Below are 20,446 nucleotides of genomic sequence, written 5' to 3' on the forward strand. Positions count from 1 at the left end.
CCGCTGAACCACAAAGCTCATCGTGTTAGCCGCTGACACTCGCGCCGCAGAGACGAACCACGCTGCTGCTCGTCAAAGACTCAGCCAGCTCTGCCAGGTCTGAAAGAGTCCGTCCCTGACCGAGCGTGTAAGTCGCGAGCACATGCCCACGGATTACCGATTTCACGTCTCCGATGCCAACCTGAATACCTGCCTCCTGCAGTTCACGCAGTAGCCTCTCTCCTCGTGCCGCTGCAGCCTCAGGCGAGTCGGAACCAGCAGGAATTTCTTTCCTTTTCCTGCATACAATGATCGAGTCAAGATTCGAGGGTTCATTTCCACCCTTCGTGACACTCGTACTCATCTCACCCTTGATGGGTTGAATAGCCGTAACCCCAAGGCCGGCGTTGAACAGTGCCTCCACAAGGCTTACCCACCCTGTCAATCGAGCCTGGTGGAATGTGAAAGCCAACAAGCCTCCCGGCTTCAAGATACGCTCGCATTCCTTCCAAACACGCGAGATCGCATCACCGAACTGCCGCGGATCAGCGCTCTGCACCTCTTCCGTACTTCTCGTTGTCTGGGCAAACGATGGGTATCCCGAGAAGGGTTCCATCCCCATGAGCCAAGCGTGGAAGAAATCGGCAAGTTCCGAGTAGTGAACGTTATCCATGTAGGGTGGATCAGTCACGATGAGGTCCACAGACCCTGAAGGCAGATCAGTGCGCGACGAATCGCCGTTCCGGAGGTAAACCTGCCTGCGTCCCAGCCCCTGCTCCGGCCATGCTTCGAGGGGTTTCACCTCGAACGGGACGGACAAACCCGCGGTCCTCTGTACAGCGCCATTAATCAGCACCTGGTCAAAGGGCTCAGTCTTGTAATCGTGTGCACGAATAATGCGGCTACGGAAGAGCGTAGAAAATGATCCAGACGACGCAGGTGTGCCCCAAGGGTGCGCCTCGAGCGGCGTACGCTCAGGTTTGAGGATGTGATGACTGAACATGTGCCTGACCGCACCTGTCCCTTCCCCCTTGAAGGAACAGAACATGTTGTTAAATTCGAGCGTTCCTGAGAATAGTGCAACTAGCGCCTCTCTCTCGGCATCGCCCGCGCTTACGTCACGAATCGCAGAACCGAGCAACCCCAGCGAATAAAGTTGCCGCTCGTTAAAGAATTGACGCCATTCCGTAAATCCCCACCTCATCGCCTGGCGGGTATTCTCTCCCAGCTCAAGTTGACCGACCGGCAGCACGAGGTCACATTCATTTGTTTGCAAAAGGTTAATGCACTCTGTATACAGAGACCTATCAAAGGCATTGATGGGTTCGTATCGCTTCTTCCCATCAAACCCTAGAACAAGCTTTGCATACATTTCACGCTCTGGAGTTTTGCCATCCAAAGCATCAAGCACCTTGGAAGTGTGCCCGTTGGGGCACGTAACTAGGGTGCGATTCACTGCGCCAACGCGCTCAAACTTGTGACCATTGCGGCATTCTGCTGATTCAAAGTCGTATCGTCCAGCTTGCACGTCCAAGCATACCGGGCAAACGATTTGCGCTTCAGGAACCCTTTTAGGGTAAGCGTGTTGCGAGAAAACATGAGTCGAGAAAAGGCGGGTTCTCGCCTCGCATTGAGGGCAGTTGGCTACTGTGACCCAGAAGTAGTAGAGAACCGGCTCACCGCTTTCAGCGCGATGAACGCGATCAATCTCTTCACGGCTTTTTGACTCGACAAGCTTAAAGGCTCGGCGCAACTCAGAAATGTCCCACTGCTGCACAGCTTGGCGTTGCACCAGTGTTGCAACCGGATTGATATCAGAACCGATGACGCTTGCGCCCATTTTAGCTGCTTCGACAACAGTCGTACCGGAACCCGCGAACGGATCAAGTACAACCAGACCATCAAGATTCACAGGACTGCTATAAGTCTTAAGGGCGTCGCCGTCTGCTTCAGTTACTGCAGCCGCAATGATGCCGCGGAACACACTCCCCAGACGCTTGGCCCACCATTTATGAGTACTCGTAGCTGGCCGATGAACTTCCTTACGCCATGACTCGTTCTCCGCGATCTTGCTGAGCTCGGCCGCAGGGAACCCCGATTCCAGCGCGGACGAGCTCGGGATGCCCCGATGAAATGGCAAGGCAGCGTCGAAGAGAGCCAAGTGATCAGAATGGTTCATCGTTCTCATCCAGTAGGGACTGTCGTGGGATACGCCTCACGGGCTTCATGCCAACTTCACCAGCCGGATCGCTCTTTACCCTAAACGCAGTGAAGGCGCGAGTGAATCCGGCTGTCGGATTATCCGCCAACTCCGTGCGCAATGAGTTATCGCGGAAGTCGAAGGTGTACTTAGCTGCAATCTTATCAGCATCGGCCCGAACCAAGGAGCCGACCTCCCTTAGATGATCAGCCCCGTCAAGCATTTCGTCTTTTGGTGCGATCAATGTGCAATTCGAGGTAAGGCCATCCGCCAACGCGTAAGGTGTGGGAGCGACATACATTTTTCGATCGCGTACCAGGATATCACCATAGGATCCGAAATCACGGAAGCTGTCATTCTTATGGACATAGTCATGTTGAGCGTTCAGGAAATCGCCATGACAGATTACTAGGTCAAGAACCGGGAACTGATCTCCCTCGAATCTTTTCGGGTAGCGCCCGAAGATGTAGTAAACCGATCTCCCTTCATGCATGCCTGTCGCGAGCTGACTATTGCAGTCGAAATCTACCTGCCTCCCGGGAGTCTCCAACCCCTTCACCTCGAATCCTTCGAGGTAGTCAGCCATGATGTAGTCAGGGTATTTGTTCCGCTTGGCTACTTCCCATGAAAATCCTGTTTCGGTGATTCGGTCACCGACCCAATCCTGAAAGTGGAACTCTTTGTCCCGCCTGCTTCTGCGGTGAATCAATTCACCACGCTGCATGGCGTCGTAGCAAGAGATAAAAATTGAGGCAACTGTCATGATTGTCACGATTCGCCCTTTTACGTCGTCCCGTACCCCACCCTCGACTTGCCGGGCAACACTAATGGCATCGTGGACCATGCGTGGACGGATCGCGTCCTTCAGAAAGCGCCCAAGGCGGCGACCTGCTACTTCTCCTAGGATCGCAACGCCCTCCGGAGCCGTGTGCGCAGGTTCGAATCCTGCCGGGGGCACTTCGCAGGAAGTGCCTAAAGACCCCGCCACCAGCAGAGATGCTGAGGACGGGGTCTTCTTGCATGCGCGGCGTGTGCGGCTCGGAGCGGGCGTATGACGGGGTCTGTGGACTACTAGCGGCGAACGATGTGCTGGGTGTGCAGGGCTCCTGTGCGCTGCGTCCGCCAGGGGGGCAGCCCGGGGATCAGCGGCATCGCAACCGGTCGCCGATGGCGGCAGCGACCGGAGCGACGTCGGGTCGGTGAGGCGGTCAGTCAGTCGGTCGGTCCGGATCGTCGGCGACCTGGGCTTCAGTGCGAGCGCAGCGAGCCCCTTGGGGGTGAACGCCGGGCGGAAGATCTTCGTATGGATCCGGGGGTGCCGCGGTGTTGGCGGAGCGGTGGCAAGCGGGGCCGGGCGGGAACGGTCAAGTCCTGCTGGAGCGTCCTGTGTTCGTGGCAGCGGCGCGCCTTCGCGTGGCTGCGCTCCCGTCTCGCCTCTGTCGGTCGTCGGCGGCGGGCGGGCCTCATCAGTCGACCCAGTTCTCGGAGGTTCCATGAAGTCCGTCATCCGGAAGTTCGCCGGTTTCGCGGGGGTGGGCGCCGCCGTCGCGGCCCTGTCCGTGACCGGTGCGTCCGCGGCCCAGGCGGAGGGCTCCACCCACGGGTGTCCGTACCCCTACGTGTGCTTCTACGTGAGCAACAGCGCCCTGAACGCGGGCACCCCGATATCGAAGTACAAGGACGTCACGAGTTCCTATCAGGCGGTCACGCCCCGGCCGCACTACGGGGTCATGAACACCCGGAACGACGACGTGGTGTACCTGCGGCTCCAGAGCGGGGGTTCGATCTGCCTTCCGCCCAACACCTCGACGGTGTTCGCCGACGCCTATGTCGTCAACGGGATAAGGATCTCCAGCAGCGCCACGTGCTGAATCCGTGCGAACGGCCGGCGGGGCTTTGTCCGTTCGCGCCACGAAGGCCCCGGGAGGAGTCCCGGGGCCCCACCCCGGACACCTTGCGGTCCGCCTCTCGGCGGACGCTCCCCGCGGGCTGAACAGAGCCGCAGGGGGACGGAATGTGTGTGGCCCCACCATCCGGTTGCGGCAGCATGGCCGCCATGGGCCTTGAGGTGATAGGCGCGCTGGCTGCGGCCGGGGTCGCGTTGATCGGGATTCCGGCGAGCATACTGATCGGCCGCTGGCAGATGAAGGCGGCTCTGCGCGCGGCGGAGGCCACCAGCAGGGCGGGGCTGGCACAGGCCGAGTCCGCGTACCGCGCCGCCTTGGACGCCGTTGGCGCCCAGGCGAGCGCCGCGCACGTGCAGTGGCGACGCGGGGTCCAGCGGGAGGCGTACGCCTCCTTCCTCCTCGCGGCGAACCGCGTCCAGGAGCAGGGCGAGCGGTTCGCCACGGACAACGAGCACGGTCTGTCGGAGGAGGGCATCAGGGCCGGGAAGGCCGCCGTGGACGATGCGCTCGCGACCCTCAAGGCGGCTCAGACGATCATCGAGCTGGAGGGCCCCGACGAGGTGGCCGCCCCTGCCGCCGGAATGGCGGACGCGGCCCAGATGATGGGTCATCACCTCGGCCGGCAGGCGACGTACGAGAGGGCATGGGGCAAGCTCAGCCGTCTGACCGATGACCAGACGTCGGGCGTCAGGGTTCCGGCCGCACGGCTGCTGGAGGCGTTCGTCGGCTTCCGCTCCCGGCGCCCGTCGGGACTCGATGAGCCGGATGGGCAGGCGGAGCGAGCCTGTCGGGACGCCTGGCGGGAGTTGCCACCCGGTTCGCTGGACGACGACGAGTTCGCGGCCTTGTTGGAGGGGTGGTCGTCTCGTCCCCCGACCTCCAGCGGCTCCTACCTCGATGCCGTCAACCGCTTCAGTGAGGCGGAAGCGCGCTTCATCCGTGCAGCCAAGATCGAGCTGCACAGTCGATCCGCTCCGTGATGCCTGGCGTGCTGCCTCCGGCTAGCCCCGCGCTCCGGCACCGGCCCGTGCCGGCAACCCCCGCGTCTCAGAGCTCCTCCGTGAGGCCGAAGTGGCGGGAGACCTCCTCGATCGTGAAGCGGGCCCGGAGCTTGCAGGCCGAGTTCTGGTTGGCGAAGAAGCCCGGGCGCCACAGTGCCTGGTCGCGGGGGACGGCGCGTTCCCAGGTGACGGGGACGATCCATTCGCGGCGGTCCTCGTCCGCGCCGTCCGCCTCGTCCCCGGCCCGTCGGTAGGTGCCCTTCAGCGGGAGGTCCGCCATTCGGCGGGGCTCGCCGTCGACGTCGAGGAGGGCGTCGGCGAACGGCTGCGGTTCGCCGGAGACCGTGCCGACGCCCACGTAACCCGTCCTGGGGATGTGCGTGAACACCCGGGCCCCGAGCGGCAGGGAGCGGAGCGTGCGGGAGAACCAGTCGCCGCCGCCGGCCGAGACGAAGCCGTGGCGCAGGGCGTCGTCCCAGTCCCGCCCGGCCGGGTCGTCCCCGAACGAGACGTACCAGTCCGTCCCGTTCCACGGCTCCTGCTTGCCGCGCCGCTTGCCGCCGGCCGGTGGTGCGGCGGTCTCCGTCTCGTCGATGAGCCAGGTGCGCGCCAGGTACGAGCGGCCCTCGTCCTCGAAGTAGCGGAAGAAGAGCACGTTGACCGGTACCTGGAAGCCGGACGCCAGGTAGGTGACGATGCGTTCGGTCGCCGGGTCGATCTCGCTCGCCACGACGGTCAGGGCGTGGTTCGCGTTCAGCACCTCCGGCGGGCTGCCGCCGAACCGGAGCGCGAACGCCTCGTCCAGCTCCGCCGGCAGCCCCCGCCCGCGGGCGTACGAGGCGTAGATGTCGCGGATCTGCTCGTTGGTGAGGTCCTGGACCCAGGAGCCGTAGTCGAGGACCTGCGCCACCACCTCGCGGGGCGTGCGGTCCCGCTTGAGTTCGAGGACGTGCAGGCCGCCTTCGGCGTCCATCCCGAGCAGGTCGACGACCTTGCCGTACTGGGTGGTCACCTGCCGGCCGATCAGCAGGAGCGGGGACCCGAGGATGCCCGGGTCGGCCTCGATGAGCTGCTCCAGACGGGATTCCAGGGGCATGGCCCGGGTGGCGACGCGTACGGGTGTGTCGTCCACCCGCCACAGTCCGAATTCGAGCGGCATGTCCCGTCCCCTTCCGCTCGGTTCACGCCCCTGCGGGTTCGGGTCAGGGCACGATCGGCCGAGCGGGAGTCAGTATGCCCGTCCGCGGGCGTCGGACGGGCCCCTCGGCGAGCCTCCCGCTCCGGCGGGCCTCAGAGCCCCAGGTGCTTGGTCATCGCCCTGATGTCCGCCTGGTCCTTCGTCCGGCCCGAGCGGAGTTTCCAGGCGAGGACCTCCGGCAGGGGGCAGAAGGGGATGCCCTGGATCATCTCGGCGCCGTCGATCAGCGCGTCGGTGTCGGGGCCTCCCGGGAGCCAGTGGTCGAAGACCTCGACGGTGCCGTCGAAGAGCGGCACCACGAGGCCGTGGCCGGAGGCGGCCGGGGTGGCCGGGGCGAGGGTCAGGGCGATCTTCCAGGCGTCGCCGCGCGCCACGACGTCCAGGTCGCTGACCTCGTCACGGAGGCCGTGGGCGAGGAGCGGCCCGCTTCCCGCCACCACGTAGTCGGTGGGGGGCAGTTCCAGGGAGAGCAGCCGGTGGACGAGTGGGTGCCGCCTGAGCTCCAACGGAACCACCGAACCTCCTACAGGGCGGACAGCCCGACCGCTGTGCGTGCCGCCATGCTCATGGCCGCCGCAGCGAGGACGCTGACCAGCGTACCGACGAGGAAGTACTTCGAGGCGTGATTGACGTGGTCGACGGGGGCGCGTGCGAGTGCCTTGGCCGCCAGGACGAGTGCCGCCGCCTCCGGCTGGCCGGCCGCGAGGAAGAGGAACAGGATCCCGCGTTCGAAGAGGCCGATGTTCCGGCCGCCGCTGTCGATCAGCTGGAGGGCCATCGTCTTCGCGGGCCCGGCGGCCAGGGCGTGGATCTCCCGTTCCACCGGGTCCGTCGCGGCCTTCACGAGGGACCCTCCGCCGAACACCGCCAGCAGCATGGCGGAGACCATCACGGTCACCCGGTCGCTCAGGAGCAGCCGGTTGCCGAGGTCCACCGTCGTCGGGGCAGCCGCCCAGAGCCCGGTGAGCGCCGCGAGCCCGATGACGAACGTGCCGCTCCTCCTCGCGCTGCTCATCGGCCCGAGGGTCACCGGGGTGGTGACGGAGAAGCCGAGGGACAGGGTGCCCGGGCGGTGGAGGAGGATCGCCGAGCCCAGGGCCAGGAGTCCGGCCGCCGCGAAGGCGATCCAGGGCTTCGTCTCGTGCCGGTACGGGGCGATGGCGTATCCGCCGTACGCGAGCGTGAGGAGGATCGCCGGCCAGGGTCGGTCCCTGAACCAGTCGCGTTCCCACGAGACCACCAGCGGCGCCGCGAGGCCGAAGAAGACCCGTGCCGTCTCCATGCCGTTCCCTCCCCCGAGGTCCGACCGGACGCGTCGATCGCGCCGACTGCCGAGTCTAGTCAACTGCGGTGCACCGATCGGCAGTTCACGAGGTGAGGCACGTGGCGGACCGCCCGGTGTCGGTTCCATCGCTTCGATAAGGAGGCCTGATCCGGAGCGCATTGTCGCCCCCTCCCCGTCGCCCTAGCGTGAACGGAAACGTCAGCCGTATTCGGACTGACCGAAGGAGGCGAAATGAAGTTCGGGGTATATCCGGCCTACATCGGTGGCCAGGACATCACCGGCGACAATCCGCAGTTCGTGCACACCGTGACGGCCCGTGCCCTGATCGAGGACACCTTCCCCAGCCTGCGTCTCAAGCGCGACCTCGATCTGGGGATCGTCAGTCCGGATACGGCCGGGGAACAGGTCGTCGGAGCCTGTGTGGTGGCCGACGAGACCATGGCGCGACAGGCGCTGGAGGCCGCCGCACGGGCCGCCGCCGAGTGGCGGCTGGTGCCGCTGGAGCGGCGTCTGGAGGTGGGGCGGCGTATCGGTGAGCGGCTTCTGGAGCACCGTGCGCCGCTCGTCGAGATCCTGGTCGCGGAAGGGACTCCCCGGGACGCGGCCGAGGGAATGCTCACCGGAATTCCGTTCACCAGCTGGAGCAAGGAGACGCTCGAATGGTGTGCGGAGCAATTGGAGTTCCGGCGCCGTGACGGCGAGCGGGAGATGATTCTGCGGCGCCTTCCCGACGGCGTCGTGTGCATCAACCCGCCGCAGAACGCGGCGACCGTGAACGCGCTGAACGGCCTCACCGCCCTGCTCGCCGGCAACACCGTGGTGGTGCGGGCGCCGCGCGGCGTCGCGCTCAGCTGCATGTACGCGATGCGCGAGGTCGTGGCCCCGGTGCTGGAGGAGATGGGCGCGCCTGCCGGTACGGTCAACGCGTTCTGCGGGGCGCCGATGCTGGAGACCTGGCTGGCCAGCGAGCACGTCGACGACGTCCTCTACTTCGGCGGCAGCAAGAAGGGCCTGGAGTTCGAGGCCGACGCCGTCGCGGCGGGCAAGAAGCCGATCCTGGAGCTCGCGGGCAACGACTGCTGCGTGGTGTGGCACGACGCCGACCTCGACGCGGCGGTGGAGTCCATCACGCAGTTCTTCCTGAACTCCGGCCAGATCTGCAACGTGCCCAACCAGGTCGTCGCCCACCCGGCGATCGCCGACGAGCTGATCGCCCGGGTCGTCGAGGCCACGGCCGAGATCAGGCCCGGCTTCCCCGACGAGCCCGGTGTGGTGCTCACCCCAGTGCTCGGCGTCGACTGGTTCTACGGCTGCCTGGGCGAGGCGCTCGCCAAGAGCGCGAAGCTCGTGCACGGCGGACGCCGGCTGGAGGTGGACGGGACGCCGTCGAGCACGGGGTTCTTCGTCGAGCCGACCGTCGTCCGGGTCGACGGGATGCGGGGTGCCCGGTCGCTCTCCGTCGTACGCGACGAGACCTTCTTCCCGCTGCTTCCGATCATCGTTCCGGAGGCCGGTTCCTCGGACGAGGATCTCCTGGTCGAGGTGCTCGAGTTCGTCAACTCGAACGCGTACGGCCTGCGCAACTCCGTCTGGTCCGGCGACCCGGAGATGGTCGGGCGCTTCCTGGACGGGGTCACCAACGCCGGAAACCTGAAGATCAACGACTCGCACAGCGGCTTCGTCCCCTTCCTGCCCAACCAGGGCGGCCCGGGCCTCACCGGCGGGGCCTTCGGAGAGGCGAGCCACCCGATGCTGCGCACCACACGGCTGCAGGGCGTGAGCATCCTGCGCCCGGCATCCGACAAGGAGCATGCGTCATGACCACCCGCGTACTGAAGGTCACGGTGCCGGCGACGGCCGCCGAGGTGATCGAGCGCCTCGCCGACCAGAAGGCGTTCCCCTCGTACGCCGAGGACATCGTGTCCGTCTCCGCCGACGGGGACGCGGCCGGTGCGGGAGACGGAAGCGGGGGCGGGGACGGGCGGCAGGCCTGGGTGCTCGCCTTCCGCGGCGGTACGGCCTGCTGGGTCCAGGACGTCCGGCGCACCGGTCCGGAGGGCGAGGGTACGCACCGGATCGCCTTCGAGCAGGTCAGCGGGGACTTCCAGGAGCTGAAGGGGTCCTGGACGAGCACCGACGTCCCCGGTGGCGGCAGCGAGGTCGCCTTCGAGATCAACTACCGCACGAGCGTGCCCCATCTCGCCGGCGCGATCGACTCGGCCGTCGGGCACATCCTGGTCCGCAGCGCCCACCAGGTCGTCACCGCGGTCGCCGGCGGTCCCGTGCGGGTCACCGACGGCCACTACTACCTCGGCGACCCCACCGAGCACCTCCGGCAGTCCTGACCACACCGGTCGGCGGACCGGACCCAGCACCTCCGGCAGTCCTGACCACACCGGTCGGCAGCACCGGCCGGCCTCGGCCCACAAGGAGAAGCACACACCATGGAGAACGTCTGCATCATCGGAGCGGGCTGGTCGGGACTCGCCGCCTGCCAGGTCCTGCACGAACGCGGGATCCCCTTCGACGCGTACGAAGCCGGCTCCCAGGTCGGCGGCAACTGGCGCTACCTCAACGACAACGGGATGTCCTCGGGATACCGCTCCCTGCACATCAACACGTCGAAGAAGCTGTCGGAGTACCGCAGCTACCCGATGCCGAAGGACTACCCGCACTACCCGGACCACGTCCAGATCGCCCGCTACCTGGACGACTACGTCGACCACTTCGGCTTCCGCGAGGCGATCGCCTTCCGCACCCTGGTCACCCATGTGGAGCCCGCCGAGGGCGGTGGCTGGACCGTCACCGCGCGCCACCGCGACACCGGCGAGGAGACCGTGCGCCACTACGGCTCGGTGATCGTGGCCAACGGCCACCACTGGGACCCGCGCGACCCCGAGCCCGCGTTCCCCGGCGCGGACGGCTTCACCGGCACCCAGATCCACTCGCACTACTACAAGGTCCCGGACGAGTACGCCGGCAAGCGGGTGCTCGTCCTCGGCTTCGGCAACTCGGCCTCGGACATCGCGGTGGAGACCTCCACCGTCTCGGAGCGCACGTTCCTGTCCATCCGGACCGGCGGCTACGTCTTCCCGAAGTTCATGTTCGGCAAGCCGGGCGACGACATGATCAGCCCGTTCATCACCCGGGTCATGCCCCGCGAGACGCAGCGCTGGGTGATGGCCGCGCTGCTGCGCATGACGATCGGCAAGGTCACCGACTTCGGCCTGCCCGAGCCGGGCCACAAGCTCTTCAACTCGCACCCGACCGTCTCGGAGTCGCTGCTCCCCCGCCTCGGCCACGGCGGCCTGTCCGTCAAGCCGAACGTCTCCCACTTCGACGGCGACACCGTGCACTTCACCGACGGCAGCAGCGAGGTGATCGACGCGGTCATCTACAGCACCGGCTACAAGGTCAGCTTCCCGTTCCTGGACGAGTCCGTGATGGCCCCGACGGACAACGACGTCTCCCTCTTCCACCGGGTGGTCGACCCGCAGCACTCCGGTCTGTACTTCGTCGGCCTCTTCCAGCCGCTGGGCGCGACCACGGTCCTCGCCGAGGCGCAGTCGCAGTGGGTGGCGGACCTGCTCCAGGGCCGGGCGGCCCTGCCGTCGGCGGAGAAGATGCGCCGCGAGATCACCGGGTACAAGGAGAAGCTCGCCAAGCGCTACATCACCTCGAAGCGCCACACCATGCAGGTGGACCACTATCCGTACCTGGCCGAGCTGCGCGGGGTGCGGCGCCGCGGTGCCCGGCTGGCGAAGAAGGGGCGCGGCGCGGCCGTGGAGCCGGTGCTCGTCGACTACCGCCCCGAGGAGGTGTCGATCCGCATCGACGCCGCTCCCGAGGTGGTGTGGGACCTGATCAGCGACGTGACGCGGATGGGGCAGTGGAGCCCGGAGTGCCGTCGCTGCTACTGGCGCGGCTCGAAGCGCGGGGTCGGCGCGCGCTTCATCGGGATCAACCGGCGTGGCCGGGTCTTCTGGATCACCTCCAACACGGTCGAGCAGTCGGAGCGCGGCAAGTCCTTCGCGTTCCACACCACCACCAACGGGGTGCGCTGGGGCTACCGGCTGGAGCGGGACGGGCGGGGCGGCACGCTGCTCACCGAGGTGTGGGACGTCTCCGGGCAGAACGCGGGCCAGCGCAAGCGCACGGCGTCCTTCGCCGAGATGATGCTGGGCGGCTACGAGAACCACACCGAGGAGCTGCGCGAGGGCATGCTCAGGACGCTGGAGCGCGTCAAGGCCGAGGCGGAGGCGCAGGGCCGGCCGCTCAACGCCGTACCGGACGCGGAGCGCTCCACCCCGACCACCACGACCGCCGCGGCCGCGGAACGGAGCGTGGAGGTGGACACGGCCGCATGACGACGGACGGTGGGCCGCCGCGTACGCGCCCCAGAGCACCGCGGAGGTCCCGTCGGACCTGCGGGCCGCGCTGGACGCGGCGCCGGGCGCGGCGGCCGCCTTCGAGGCACTGAGCAGGAGCAACCGCTACCAGATCCTGCTCCAGGTGGAGAAGGCCGTACGGCCGGAGACCCGGGCCCGGCGGATCGCCGGGTACGTCGATCGGCTCGCGGCGGGCGACCCGCCGTACGGGCCCCGGAAGCGGGCCTGAACCCGTGGTCCGGCCGGCCCCGCGCCCGCCGGACACCGCGGCCGCTTCCCCGTCGCCGTCGGGCGCCCCCTCCCCCATCGTCCGTCGGGCACGGCCGGACCCTCCCCCGCGGTGAGCGATGTGGTCAGGAGCGAGGGCTTCCGCGGCGGCACCCGTGTCCGTACCCACCCGCTGACCTGGGAGTACACCGCCAACAAAGGTCGATTATCCGCCAATTCGCCCTTCCCCCAGTAGCATTCACCTCGCGAACGGGCCTCACGGGGGGTCCGTGAGGGGGGACTTACTGTGATCCGAGTGCTGCTCGCGGACGACATGCTGATGCTGCGGCGGGCCCTGGTATCGCTGCTGGAGCTGGAGGACGGCATCGAGGTGGTCGGTGAGGCGGACAACGGGGACCGGGTGCTCCCGGTCGCGTTGGAGACCCGGCCCGATGTGGCGGTCCTGGACATCGACATGCCCGGCATCGACGGCATCCGGGCCGCGGAGCTGCTCAGCCGGGAACTGCCGGCCTGCAAGACGATCATCCTGACCAGCCTCGGCAGGCCGGGGAACCTGCGTCGGGCGCTGGAGGCCAAGGTGTCGGGGTTCCTGCTCAAGGACGCCGACCCGACCCGGCTCGCCGCCGCGATCCACCAGGTGGTCGCCGGGGAGCAGGTCGTGGACCCGCAGCTCGCGCTGGCCACGCTGCAGACCGGTGGCAGCCCGTTGAGCGCGCGGGAGAGCGAGGTGCTGCGGCTGGCGGCCCAGGGCCTGGACGCGCCGGAGATCGCGCGGAAGCTCTTCCTGTCCGCGGGGACCGTGCGCAACTACCTGACCACGGTGGTGACGAAGCTCAACGCCCGCAACCGCATGGACGCGGTCCGCATCGCCCGGGACGCCGGCTGGCTCTGACGGGATCCCGCCCCTCAGCCCTCCGCCGGCGCGAGGTCCGGTCCGGCGTCCTCGGCGGCGGGGGCCGGGGCGTCCTCCGCCGGGACCGTTCCGGTGGCGGCCTGGGCCGGGAGGTCCACCGCGAGTTCGAACCAGCCGTCCGGGCGGACGCGGCAGGAGAGCCGCCCGCCCAGCGCCTCGGCGCGGATGGCGAGGCTGCGCAGCCCCACGCCGCCCGTGACGCCCTCGCCCTCGGGGCAGTGGGAGGCGTCGCGGTCGCGCAGACCGTCGTTGGAGATGCACAGCCGGACGATCCCGTCCTCGTGCCGCGCCTCGATGACGCAGTGCTGCGCCTTGCTGTGCCGCAGCAGGTTCGTCACGCCCTCGCGCAGCACGGTCGCGAGGACCGTGTCGACGGAGGCGTGCAGCGGTTCCTGGGTGACGCGGATGTCGGTGCGGATGCCCACCGCGCGCAGCAGCGAACCGGCCGACTCCACCTCGCGGTTGAGGTTCATCTGTACGTAGCTGCTGGCCACCGAGCGGACGTCGGTGAGGGCCTGCCGGGCGGTCTGGACGATCTCGGTGATCTCCATCTCGGCCCGCTCGGGCGCCACCCGTACGAGCCGGTGGGCGAGTTCGCACTTGAGCGTGATGGTGGAGAGGCTGAATCCGAGCAGGTCGTGCAGGTCGCGTGCGAAGCGGAGACGTTCCTGCGTGACGGCCAGCCGGACCAGTTCCTCGCGCGCCGCCTGCACTTCGCGGATCAGGCCGGACAGCCGGCTGAGGCCGTAGACCACCAGGCCGGTGAGCATGGTGGCGACCGTGTTGTAGGCGAGCTGGCCGACCCCGTACCCGACGGCGAACTGCACGACGCCGGTGGCGACGATGACCGCGGCGAAGGCCGCCCAGCCGACCGCCGACCTCAGCACGAGCAGGGAGGACGCGGCCAGGAATCCCGGCATGCCCAGCCAGGCGGCACCGAACAGGGCGAACGGGGCGAAGGTGAGGACCGCCTGGAAGGCGAGGGTCGCCCGCCGGTAACGGGCCGCCCGCGGTATCCAGTCGGGGAACGAATGGCTGAGCTGGACGGAGAGCAGCATCAGCATCAGGACTCCGCACAGGGCGAGTTCACCGGCTCCGAATCCGCCGCGCACCGCGTAGGTCAGGGCGACGGCGAAGAAGCAGAGGATGACGACGACGGTGATGGTCCCGGCGACGCGCGGCGCCAACTCACCTCCCTCGGTGACCCGATGAGTGAGAAATGCGTCTGAATCGGCGGGGCGTGACCATCGCACAGGGGCTCCCTACTCGACTGCGTTTTCGCACGGGAAGTGCAGCATAGGCGGAGTAGGTGACGTACAGGGACGGTATCTCCGGTCAAGGGCGTCTCGTGGCGGCTCCGCCGGACTCGGCCGGAACCGCTCCGGTCGGCACGGCGGCGAGGACGAACTCGCCGACGCCCGACTCGGCGCGCCAGTCGAGTCCGAAGGCGCGGGCGGAGGTCGCGGTGTCGCCGAACGCCAGGGCGCACGGGCCGATGCCCATGGCGGTGGAGACCAGGTAGAGCGTCTGCTGGAGCGCTCCGACCTCCTTGAGCAGCACGCTGTAGGCGATGCCGGGGAAGGCGACGTTCATCCGCCGGAATCGGGCGGTCATGCTGATCAGTACGGGCGGTTCCTCGCTCAGTCCGGCGTTCGCGCCGGCCTCCTCCAGCAGCGCGTCGACCAAGGCCGGATCCGTGCGCAGCGGGAAGAGGGTGTGGGCGGCCGGATCGTAGTGGTAGGCGCCGCGCGGGAGTTCGCCGGAGCCGGCGACGGTGACGTACAGCTCCAGCGGGTAGACGGAGCCGGCGCTCGGGTAGGGGCGGCCGGCCGCGGGCCGGGCGCGAGCCGTGCGGTACAGCAGCTCGCCCAGCTGGGCCAGGGAGAGCGGGAGCCCGCCGTCGGCGCGGACCGACCGGCGGGACTCGAGGACGGTGGTGAGCCGTGGGTCGCGGGCGAGGACCAGGTCGAGGTCGGGCACCGGGAGGACCAGGGGCACCGCGTCGGAGTCCGGGTGCTCCCGGGCGTCCTTCGGCGCCTCGGCCGTCCCGCCGGCCAGTCCGAGCGGCTCGTCGTGCAGGCCGGGCCTGCTGCGGTTGTGCAGCATCAGCTCGCGCGGCGACCAGTGCTCCAGCGCGGGGTCGCGGTCCTCGGCGAAGGCGAGGGGGTGGGGGTGGGACTCCGGGTCCCAGGGACCGCCCGCGGCGCCGGCCGCCGGCCCCGTGGCGCCGTCCCGGCCCGCGCCGGGGGCCGCCGCGCGCGCGGCGGCGCGGCCCTCGGCGCCGGCCGGGTCCGCACCGGCGCGGCGGACGGCGGGCACGAGCATGCCCGCCGCCTCCAGATAGCCGACCGCCGTACGCACGACGTCGAGCGGCACGTCGAGCAGCCGGGCCGTCTCGCGGACCGAGGCGGGGCGGACGTAACAGCTGACCAGCCACATGGCCTGCGGGGTGTGCAGCAGCACCCGGTGCGAGCTGAGCGGCGATTCGAGCACCATGTCGCGGGATCCGACGCGCAGGGTGGCGAACCGGGAGAGCCGGTGGACGCCGTCCGGGGCGGCCGACCGCGGGGTGAAGCGGGCCTCGCGCACGATCGGCACGACGGACATCTGCTCGGTGCCGTCGGCGAGCGCGAGCGTACGGATCACGGCGTGCCGCACCGCCTCCAGGGTGGAGCGCAGTGCGGCACGGCGAGGGTCTCCCGGCAGCGAGCGGGTGTCGCTGAAGCCGGGCAGGACGTTGTCGAGCGACACCGGGCCGTACGTCATGCGTTCGAGGGCCCGGGAGACCACCGGGTCGGCCATGGGGAGCCGGATCTCGTCCCATCGGGTGCTGACCAGGCCCGTCCCGGGATCGTCCGCCACCGTCTCCACCGTGGTGTCCTCACGGAGCGACCAGAGTTCGATGAGCCGGGTGTCCCGCGGTGCGGGCGGAGCGGAAGACTTCATGACCGGGACCTCACGGGTGGCGCGACGGTGTCACAGGAAGAGCGGGACCGGGTTGAGGTCCTCGTAGCGGGTCGGGGTGGCGAGGCGGCCCAGCCGGACCGGTACGTCGAAGAGCCGGCCGGGGGCGAAGCGGGTCCAGAAGGTGCGCAGTCCGGGCACGATCACCTTGACGACGGGGAGACCGATGTCGGCCCGGGTCTGGTCGAGGACCAGGAGCTCGCTGCCGAGTCCCCGGGCGAGCGCCTCGGCGGCGGCCACGTCGTCGGCCAGGTCGGTGCGCGGGGTGTACGGGAAGTCGGCGGGGGTGCGGTCGGGGCCGGCGGGCAGCAGGTAGGGCTGGTTCGTGGTGGTGGCGGTGCGCCACCAGTGCAGCGGCACCGGGTCGTCGCAGGTGTAGCCGGCGCCGTCGGCGGTGACGTTCACGACGGGCGGCAGCATCTGGTTGACCTCGGCGACGGCGCGCCGCAGGGCGATCCGGGGGTCGAAGTGGGCGCCGAATCCCAGGGTGATGTCCTCGGCGGGCTTGTCGGTGCGGCGGGACAGCGCGGCGAAGACCGGGACGCCGAGGTCGCTGGTGAGGTCGAGGACCCACAGTTCGCGGTCCAGTTCGGTGTGCGCGGCCCGCGTCGCCTCGATCCAGGAGTCCCCGAAGGAGGCGAGGTCGACGCCGGGCTGCCGGGTGCGGTTGTACCACCACAGGGCGACGGCGTCGCGTTCGACGAGTTCCAGGAACCCCTGCACGATGGCGTCCTCACGGGAGCTGCCCGCGGCGGTGCCGTTGGAGTGCGCGGAGAAGAAGCCGGAGGGGCAGGGGGTGTCGTAGTAGAGCATCGAGGTGGGCAGCAGCCGGTGGCGGTCCGCGGTCAGCGACCAGACCGGGGTCCAGTCGACGGGGGTGTCCTCGTCGAAGGGGGCGCAGACCCGGTGGGCCGGGGGGTGTTCGGCGTTCCAGGTGGCCCGGTCGGGGAACTGGCGGGGGTCGAAGAGCTGGACGGTGTCGGGGTGGACGGCCCGCTCGGCGACCTCGCGGTAGGAGGCCCGCAGGGTGGGTTCGTCGCCCTGGCGGTAGCCGCTGTGGCGCTCGACGGCCTCGCACAGGGCGCTGACCTGGGCCTGCAGCGGGGTGGTGCCCTTGCCGGAGCTGTGGCTGCGCAGGCCGGCGCGCACGGCGGCGAGGCCGGTGGGCGAGGTGGCCGGATTGTGTCCGGAGTGGAAGCAGTTGAGGAAGCCGGGGTCGCGCCGGTCGCGGCGGACCTCCTTGACCACACCGGTCAGTTCGTCGACGAGGTGTCCGTACCGTTCGAGCATCTCCTCGGGGGTGAGGGAGCGCTCCCCGGTGCCGGTGCCGGACTTGGGGCGGCTGACCGGGCGGACGGGGGCCCAGATGCGGCGTGCGGTCACCTCGGGGTCTCCGCAGGTGGGGCACTGTGGGCGTCTTCGAACGGGGTGGTGGCGGCCCGCGAGGGTGAGGGTGTCCATGGTCCACAGGGAGCTCTGGCCGGAGTGGCGGTGTCCGGCCATCCACTTGACGGCTTCGAGGCAGGCGAGGTGGAGTCCGACGGCGCGGCCGGCGGCCAGGCCGGAGGGGGGCACGCTGACGGGGCGGCCGAGGGCCCGGCCGAGGTAGGTCTCCGCGGGGCGGTTGCGGCGCAGCGGCTCGGCGAGGCACTGCCAGCAGGGACCTTCGTCGGGCTGGAACACGGGCCCGATCCAGGGCTGTTCGCCGGTGAGGCGGACGGGGAGCCAGGGGGTGCCGGCGGCGCGGTACGCGGTGTCCAGGTCGGCCAGCGCGGGGTCGAGGTAGCTGTCGCACAGGACGACGGCCAGGCCGGGTGCCTCGGTGTCGGTGCCGGTGCGGTGGATGCGCAGGCCGGCGGCGGCGAGGGCGGCGCGGAGTTCCTCGGTTCCGGGGCCGGCTTCGGAGCCGGTGCCGATGCCCACGACGGTGGCGCTGCCGGTGCGGCGTGCGGCCTCGTCGCCGTCGACTCCGGCCAGTTCCCAGAAGGCCTCGCCCGAGCCGGCGGTGGTGGTGTCCGGTGCCCGGTGGGTGAGGAGGCCGGTTCCGAGGAGCCGGGTGACGACCTGGCGTACCTGGTCGGCGGGGAGGGTGCCGGCGGCGTCGGCGATCAGTCGGTCGAGGGTGCGGGTGCCGTCCAGGAGCGGGGCGAGAGTGGTGACGCAGGATCCACGCAGCGCGGTGACTCCGCGCTCGGAGATGAGGAACACGCCCTCTCCGGGGACGACTTCGGCCTTCAGATGAGGCTTGAACCCGAGTCCGTTCGTGGTGCCCTGGCGATGTGCCACCGTGTTCCCCCTGTCTGGTGTGCGGCCTGTGGACGGTCGGTGTCGCGGTTGCCGTGTGGTGCGGGGTGGAGCGGGCTACTCGGCGATCAGGTCGCCGGTCCAGCAGATGCAGGTGCCGGGCTGGTACTGCTCGACGACCGCTCCGCCGAAGTCCTCGATGACCAGGTCCTCGACGACGGGGGCGGCGGTGGCGGCGGTGGTGATGTTGAGGTTCATGTCGGCCCTTCCGGTGGTGTGTTCCTGCTGACGGGGAAGAGTCTGCTGGTCCGCCGGAAGGGCCGACAGTGCCTGTGTCACCGGGCCGACGTGAAGTTCTCATGGTCATCTCGCGAGGGCGTCACACCCCTTCCGCGGCGGTCGGGCCGTCCGCCATTCCGGCGGTCAGGGTGGCGCCGTCGACGGGGTCGACGAGCAGGAACGATCCCGTGCGCCGGAAGTCGGCGTAGCCGTCCAGGGCGATCGGTTCGGCGGTGCGCAGGACGATCCGGCCGATGTCGTTGACGCCGAGCGAGTCGGTGCCGGGGCGCTCGGACAGGTCCTCCAGGTCGAGCCGTGAGGAGATCTCGACGACGACGGCCCGCACGGTGCGGGTGGTGTGCCGCAGCAGCACCTGGCGGCCGGCGTACAGCGGCTGTTCGCCGAGGTGGCAGACGGTCGCGGTGAGGCGCCGGACGGCGTGGGGCGCCGAGGCGGCCGGGGCGATCAGGTCGCCGCGGGAGATGTCGAGGTCGTCGGTGAGCCGTACGGTCACGGACTGCGGCGCCCAGGCGGCGTCGGTGGTGGTGCCGTCGAGGGTGTCGATGGCGGCGACGGTGCTGACGCCGCCGGACGGCAGGGCGGTGATCCGGTCGCCGACCCGCAGCACGCCGGAGGTGATCTGGCCGGCGTAGCCCCGGTAGTCGGGGTGGGCCGCGGTGCCGGGGCGGATGACGTACTGGACCGGCAGTCGGGCGGTCTCGGTGCGGGGGTCGGCGCCGACCGGCACCGACTCCAGGTGCTCCAGGACGGTGGGTCCGGCGTACCAGTCCATGCGCTCGGAGGGGCGTACGACGTTGTCGCCGGCGAGGGCCGAGATCGGGATGGCGGTCACCCGCTCGACGCCGAGCGCGGCGGCGCACGCGGAGAAGGCGGCCGCGGTGCGGGCGAACACCTCCTCGGAGCAGTCCACCAGGTCCATCTTGTTCACCACGAGGGTGACGTGGCGGATGCGGAGCAGGGCGGCGACGGCCAGGTGGCGGCGGGTCTGTTCGACGACGCCGTTGCGGGCGTCGACCAGGACGAGGGCGAGGTCGGCGGTGGAGGCGCCGGTGACCATGTTGCGGGTGTACTGCACGTGGCCGGGGGTGTCGGCGAGGATGAACCGGCGGTGGGTGGTGGCGAAGTAGCGGTAGGCGACGTCGATGGTGATGCCCTGCTCGCGTTCGGCGCGCAGGCCGTCGGTGAGCAGGGCCAGGTCGGGTGCTTCCTGGCCGCGGGAGCGGGAGGCGTGCTCGACGGCCTCCAGCTGGTCGGCGAGGACGGACTTGGAGTCGTGCAGCAGCCGGCCCACCAGGGTGGACTTGCCGTCGTCGACGGAGCCGGCGGTGGCGAACCGCAGGGTGTCCACGGCGGTGCGCGGACCGGCGGCGCGGGCTGCGCCGTTCGGCGCTTCGGTGATGTTCACGGCTAGAAGTACCCTTCGCGTTTGCGGTCTTCCATGGCCGCCTCGGACATCTTGTCGTCGGCGCGGGTGGCGCCCCGCTCGGTGAGCCGGGAGGCGGCGATCTCGTCGATCACGGACTCGACGGTGGCGGCGGTGGACTCGACGGCGCCGGTGCAGGACATGTCGCCGACGGTGCGGTAGCGGACCCGGCGGGTCTCCAGTCGTTCGCCCTCGCGCGGGCCGCCCCAGTCGCCGGGGGCGAGCCACATGCCGTGGCGGGCGAAGACCTCGCGTTCGTGGGCGTAGTAGATCTCCGGCAGCTCGATCCTCTCGCGCTGGATGTACTGCCAGACGTCGAGTTCGGTCCAGTTGGACAGGGGGAAGACGCGGACGTGTTCGCCGGGGGCGTGGCGGCCGTTGTAGAGGGACCACAGTTCGGGGCGCTGGCGGCGGGG

At 69.2% G+C, this 20,446-nt stretch carries 17 protein-coding genes and 1 pseudogene; 7 read left to right on the forward strand and 11 right to left on the reverse strand.

Translation table 11 applies throughout. The features are described from left to right. Nucleotides 1–25: 25 nt before the first annotated feature. Together ACGFZF_RS36540 and ACGFZF_RS36545 are read right to left on the reverse strand one after the other, a co-directional pair. Nucleotides 26–2,140 carry a DNA methyltransferase gene (locus tag ACGFZF_RS36540; protein ID WP_393561488.1) on the reverse strand — a complete coding sequence of 705 codons (2,115 nt, stop codon included), beginning with the start codon at nt 2,138–2,140 and terminating at the stop codon, nt 26–28. Nucleotides 2,141–2,144: 4 nt separating this feature from the next. Then, nucleotides 2,145–3,023: a hypothetical protein gene (locus tag ACGFZF_RS36545; RefSeq protein WP_393561490.1), complete on the reverse strand. Its 879-nt coding sequence runs from the start codon at nt 3,021–3,023 to the stop codon at nt 2,145–2,147. A gap of 649 nt (nt 3,024–3,672) precedes the next feature. Between ACGFZF_RS36545 and ACGFZF_RS36550 the strand changes: the two genes are divergently transcribed. Continuing rightward, complete coding sequence (locus tag ACGFZF_RS36550; protein WP_393561492.1) at nt 3,673–4,050, forward strand: hypothetical protein; 378 nt, start codon at nt 3,673–3,675, stop codon at nt 4,048–4,050. Nucleotides 4,051–4,226: 176 nt separating this feature from the next. Then, nucleotides 4,227–5,066, forward strand: coding sequence for a hypothetical protein (locus tag ACGFZF_RS36555; RefSeq protein WP_393561493.1), 840 nt, complete (start codon nt 4,227–4,229; stop codon nt 5,064–5,066). 67 nt (nt 5,067–5,133) lie between these two features. On the opposite strand, the gene ACGFZF_RS36560 is transcribed toward ACGFZF_RS36555, so the two are convergent. The 3 genes from ACGFZF_RS36560 to ACGFZF_RS36570 form a co-directional block, all read right to left on the reverse strand. After that, entirely contained in the window at nt 5,134–6,246 is a 1,113-nt protein-coding gene (locus tag ACGFZF_RS36560; RefSeq protein WP_393561495.1) for an endonuclease NucS domain-containing protein, read from the reverse strand. A 131-nt stretch (nt 6,247–6,377) separates the two neighbouring features. Then, nucleotides 6,378–6,800 (reverse strand): hypothetical protein, encoded by a 423-nt coding sequence (locus tag ACGFZF_RS36565; protein ID WP_393561497.1) that lies wholly within the window; start codon nt 6,798–6,800, stop codon nt 6,378–6,380. Nucleotides 6,801–6,808: 8 nt separating this feature from the next. Then, nucleotides 6,809–7,567: a hypothetical protein gene (locus tag ACGFZF_RS36570; RefSeq protein ID WP_393561499.1), complete on the reverse strand. Its 759-nt coding sequence runs from the start codon at nt 7,565–7,567 to the stop codon at nt 6,809–6,811. Nucleotides 7,568–7,801: 234 nt separating this feature from the next. Between ACGFZF_RS36570 and ACGFZF_RS36575 the strand changes: the two genes are divergently transcribed. From ACGFZF_RS36575 to ACGFZF_RS36595, 5 genes and pseudogenes are all read left to right on the forward strand, one after another. After that, the gene (locus ACGFZF_RS36575) at nt 7,802–9,391 is read left to right on the forward strand and encodes an aldehyde dehydrogenase family protein (RefSeq protein ID WP_393561501.1); all 1,590 of its coding nucleotides are present in this window, start codon (nt 7,802–7,804) and stop codon (nt 9,389–9,391) included. After that, nucleotides 9,388–9,915 (forward strand): SRPBCC family protein, encoded by a 528-nt coding sequence (locus ACGFZF_RS36580; RefSeq protein WP_393561503.1) that lies wholly within the window; start codon nt 9,388–9,390, stop codon nt 9,913–9,915. Before ACGFZF_RS36575 ends, ACGFZF_RS36580 begins: the two co-directional genes overlap by 4 nt. A gap of 99 nt (nt 9,916–10,014) precedes the next feature. Continuing rightward, complete coding sequence (locus tag ACGFZF_RS36585; protein ID WP_393561505.1) at nt 10,015–11,937, forward strand: NAD(P)-binding domain-containing protein; 1,923 nt, start codon at nt 10,015–10,017, stop codon at nt 11,935–11,937. A gap of 49 nt (nt 11,938–11,986) precedes the next feature. Beyond that, nucleotides 11,987–12,187, forward strand: a pseudogene (locus tag ACGFZF_RS36590) (YdeI/OmpD-associated family protein); the annotation flags it as partial. Between the two features lie 285 nt (nt 12,188–12,472). After that, the gene (locus ACGFZF_RS36595; RefSeq protein ID WP_393561507.1) at nt 12,473–13,078 is read left to right on the forward strand and encodes a DNA-binding response regulator; all 606 of its coding nucleotides are present in this window, start codon (nt 12,473–12,475) and stop codon (nt 13,076–13,078) included. A 14-nt stretch (nt 13,079–13,092) separates the two neighbouring features. On the opposite strand, the gene ACGFZF_RS36600 is transcribed toward ACGFZF_RS36595, so the two are convergent. The 6 genes from ACGFZF_RS36600 to cysD all read right to left on the reverse strand — a co-directional run. Then, nucleotides 13,093–14,286: a histidine kinase gene (locus ACGFZF_RS36600; RefSeq protein ID WP_393561509.1), complete on the reverse strand. Its 1,194-nt coding sequence runs from the start codon at nt 14,284–14,286 to the stop codon at nt 13,093–13,095. Nucleotides 14,287–14,434: 148 nt separating this feature from the next. Continuing rightward, a complete protein-coding gene (locus ACGFZF_RS36605; protein ID WP_393561511.1) occupies nt 14,435–16,045 on the reverse strand; it encodes a SagB family peptide dehydrogenase in 1,611 nt (536 codons plus the stop codon). 30 nt (nt 16,046–16,075) lie between these two features. Next, nucleotides 16,076–18,349, reverse strand: a complete 2,274-nt coding sequence (locus ACGFZF_RS36610; protein WP_393561513.1) for a TOMM precursor leader peptide-binding protein — start codon at nt 18,347–18,349, stop codon at nt 16,076–16,078. A 75-nt stretch (nt 18,350–18,424) separates the two neighbouring features. Next, nucleotides 18,425–18,646 carry a hypothetical protein gene (locus tag ACGFZF_RS36615; protein WP_393561515.1) on the reverse strand — a complete coding sequence of 74 codons (222 nt, stop codon included), beginning with the start codon at nt 18,644–18,646 and terminating at the stop codon, nt 18,425–18,427. A gap of 40 nt (nt 18,647–18,686) precedes the next feature. Further along, a complete protein-coding gene (locus tag ACGFZF_RS36620) occupies nt 18,687–20,006 on the reverse strand; it encodes a sulfate adenylyltransferase subunit 1 (RefSeq protein WP_393561524.1) in 1,320 nt (439 codons plus the stop codon). 8 nt (nt 20,007–20,014) lie between these two features. After that, nucleotides 20,015–20,446: sulfate adenylyltransferase subunit CysD (cysD, locus tag ACGFZF_RS36625; protein WP_393561517.1), on the reverse strand; the 432-nt coding region annotated here is incomplete at its 5' end.

The sequence above is a fragment of the Streptomyces sp. NPDC048338 genome, assembly GCF_043201055.1.
Lineage (GTDB): Bacteria > Actinomycetota > Actinomycetes > Streptomycetales > Streptomycetaceae > Streptomyces.

Bases quoted from the DNA above. Each gene is read 5' to 3' on its own strand.
- ACGFZF_RS36545 (WP_393561490.1), bottom strand. From the start codon at position 3,023: ATGGTCCACGATGCCATTAGTGTTGCCCGGCAAGTCGAGGGTGGGGTA.
- ACGFZF_RS36550 (WP_393561492.1), top strand. From the start codon at position 3,673: ATGAAGTCCGTCATCCGGAAGTTCGCCGGTTTCGCGGGGGTGGGCGCC.
- ACGFZF_RS36555 (WP_393561493.1), top strand. From the start codon at position 4,227: ATGGCCGCCATGGGCCTTGAGGTGATAGGCGCGCTGGCTGCGGCCGGG.
- ACGFZF_RS36560 (WP_393561495.1), bottom strand. From the start codon at position 6,246: ATGCCGCTCGAATTCGGACTGTGGCGGGTGGACGACACACCCGTACGC.
- ACGFZF_RS36570 (WP_393561499.1), bottom strand. From the start codon at position 7,567: ATGGAGACGGCACGGGTCTTCTTCGGCCTCGCGGCGCCGCTGGTGGTC.
- ACGFZF_RS36575 (WP_393561501.1), top strand. From the start codon at position 7,802: ATGAAGTTCGGGGTATATCCGGCCTACATCGGTGGCCAGGACATCACC.
- ACGFZF_RS36580 (WP_393561503.1), top strand. From the start codon at position 9,388: ATGACCACCCGCGTACTGAAGGTCACGGTGCCGGCGACGGCCGCCGAG.
- ACGFZF_RS36585 (WP_393561505.1), top strand. From the start codon at position 10,015: ATGGAGAACGTCTGCATCATCGGAGCGGGCTGGTCGGGACTCGCCGCC.
- ACGFZF_RS36605 (WP_393561511.1), bottom strand. From the start codon at position 16,045: ATGAAGTCTTCCGCTCCGCCCGCACCGCGGGACACCCGGCTCATCGAA.